General features: G+C 61.6%; 2 protein-coding genes. Both read left to right on the top strand.

The features are described from left to right. Positions 1–312: 312 nt before the first annotated feature. Positions 313–2586: a putative transposase gene (locus AAGW05_RS18405; RefSeq protein ID WP_411806010.1), complete on the top strand. Its 2274-nt coding sequence runs from the start codon at positions 313–315 to the stop codon at positions 2584–2586. Positions 2587–2611: 25 nt separating this feature from the next. Next, positions 2612–2801: hypothetical protein (locus AAGW05_RS18400; protein WP_411806009.1), on the top strand; the 190-nt coding region annotated here is incomplete at its 3' end.

Here is a 2801-nt window from a genome sequence, read left to right as displayed (position 1 = left end):
TCATCTTTAAACAGCCACGGCCCCGTTCGTCTCACATGTTAAGACGCCATCCCCTCATAAAAGACTTTGCAGCCACCCTGCTTGGCTGCCCGAGCCCTGAAGGCGCCCGGCTCGTACGAAGCCTGCGATGCTTGCCTAATTCGACACCAGCGGTGCCCAGGACTCAGGACTCCGGTCACGGTCGGTTGATGGTTTTGTGGGTTCGTTGATTTCCCGGGTTTTTTGATGGTGAAAGGCTTTTAATTTTGCCTATTATTCGATATAATAGATTCAAGGATCCGTATCGTTGAGAGGGGTGGGAAGATGGGTGTCATGACTGCTCAGCCCCCTCTTCCCGTAGCGATGGTTTCGGATGCGGTGCCGTTGGGACTGGCAGGATCGCTGGTCCTGGATTCCACCGGTGGCGGGACTGTTTATCTGCATGGCCAGATGTCCTTTGCCTGGGATGGAGGGGATGAGACCGCACGCCGGTGGACTGCGGTACAACTGGTTCAGCTCAAGGCTGCCACCCTGGGCGAGATTGCAACCGTTTTCAGTGTCACCCCCGGCACGGTGTGGGCGTGGGGAAAGATGCTCGCTGAGGGCGGGATCCTGGCCCTGGCACCGGAGAAGAAGGGCCCAAAGCGTGCGTCGCGGCTCAGCGCCGATACCATTAGCCGGATCGTGGAACTACGCGCCACCGGCTTGTCCCATCAAAGGGTCGGGGATGCAGTCGGGGTCTCGGAATTCAGTGTCCGCCGGGCCTTGAAACTCGCCGCCGAACAGGACGCCAAGGAAGCATCAGAAGCAGCCGCGGCACTAGCCGCCAGTGAGCCGGAAACGCCGCCAGTTGATGTGGTGCAGCCGGAATTGCCGATTCTGCCGGCACCGGTGCCACGGGCCGCCGAGCGCACCGCGGCCGGTCTGACCGAGTGTGCGGGCCCGGTATTTGCCCCGGCAGCACGGGTCCCTCATGCCGGGTTGTTCCTGGCCTTCCCCGCTTTGGAGGCCACTGGCTTGCTCTCCTGTGCGAAGGAAACGTTGGGCGCGTTGCCGAATGGGTTTTATGGCTTGGAAACCATCTTGGTTGACTCGGTGTTGCGGGCCTTGGCCGGGGAAGCCCGGGCCGAGGGCGCCACCGGCTTCAACCCCGAAGATTTGGGAAGAGTCTTGGGGTTGGATAGGGCTCCGGAAGTGAAAACGATCCGCCGGCGCATCACCCAAGCCGCGGCAACAGGGAAAGCGCCAGAGCTGATTGCGGCCTTGGCATCCCATCACCTGGGCAACGCAGGCCCCGGCGGGGAAAACCTCGCAGCGATCCTCTATGTGGACGGGCACGTGCGCGCCTACCAAGGCACGAAAAAGATCGGCAAGCTGTATTCCACCCGACTGAAATTCCCCGTCCCGGCCACGGAGGAAACCTGGGTCAGTGACGCCCATGGTTCCCCAGTCTTTCTGGTCATGGCCACCCCCGGTGCCTCCTTGGCCGGGGAACTACGCGCCCTGCTGCCCAAGCTGCGGGACATCATAGGAGACGACCGGCCGGTGCTGGTCGGTTTCGACCGCGGCGGCTGGTCCCCGGCCCTCTTCGCCCACATGAAAGAGCAGGGCTTTAACGTGTTGACCTGGCGCAAACGCACCACCGATGACGTCCCCGAGGATCAGTTCACCGAAGTCACCCACCTTGATGAGAACGGACAAACACGGACATGGACCGCGGCAGACACACTCGTGGACCTGCCCCTAACCACGACGAAGAAGACCGGGGAAGTGTTCAGGATCCGCCAAATCACCCGGACCGTTCCCACCACCGGTGGCGGTACCCGGCAGATCCACATCCTCACCACCGACCACGACATCAGTGCTGGGGAGGCGATTTATAGGATGGGGAACCGGTGGCGACAGGAAAACCAGTTCCGCTACGCCCGCATGCACTTCGCCCTGGACTCCCACGACTCCTACGCCAGTGGCGATGACGACCCGGAAAGAATGGTCCCTAACCCCGCCAAGACCAAGGCCTACGCGAAAGTCCTGGCCGCCAGGAACCACAACGAGGCGGCCAAGTCCGCCACCGATGCAGCATTGCTGGGCGCACGAACCCCGGCACCGGGCACCACAGACATCACCCTCACCAGTGAAATGGTCAACACCATCAACGCCCCCCGCTGGGAAGCCCAAACCCTGCTCGAGCACGCCGAGGCAGCCCACAAAGCCATTCCCGCCAAACTACCCCTGGGTGATCTAGCCCCCGGCCAGCAAGTCCTGGACACCGAGACGAAAGTCATCCACCACAGCATCCGCATGGCCGCGTTCAACACCATGATGACCCTCGCAAGGGAGATCCGCACGAACACCGGCTACAAACGCGGCAACCACGAAGCACACGCTCTCATCCGTCAAGCCTTCCATCAGAGCGGGGACATTGACCCGACTGTTCCCGGCTACCTGACGATCACCCTGGACCCCCTACCCACCCACGCGAAAACAGCCGCCCTCACCGAACTCTGCGAACACCTCACCACCACCAAAACCCGCTACCCCGGCACCAACCTCACCCTCAAATACGCCATCAAAACCAGACACCAGCTCCGAAACATTAAATCGTGATATCCGGAGTCCTGGGACCTGGAGTGTGGCGGACACGCTCGTTGATTTGGCCCTGCCAACGACGAAGAAGACCGGGGGGATGTACCAGATTCGCCAGCTCAGCCGTATCGTTCCCGCGAAAGGCAAGGACGGTGGAACACGGCAGATCCACATCCTCACCACCGATAAAGAGTTTCCTGCCGGGGAAGCGGTGTGGCGTATGGGGAATCGGTGGC

Origin of the sequence: Arthrobacter sp. LAPM80 (genome assembly GCF_046736435.1) — a bacterium.
GTDB lineage: Bacteria > Actinomycetota > Actinomycetes > Actinomycetales > Micrococcaceae > Specibacter.
This window is presented reverse-complemented; position numbering and strand designations above follow the sequence as displayed.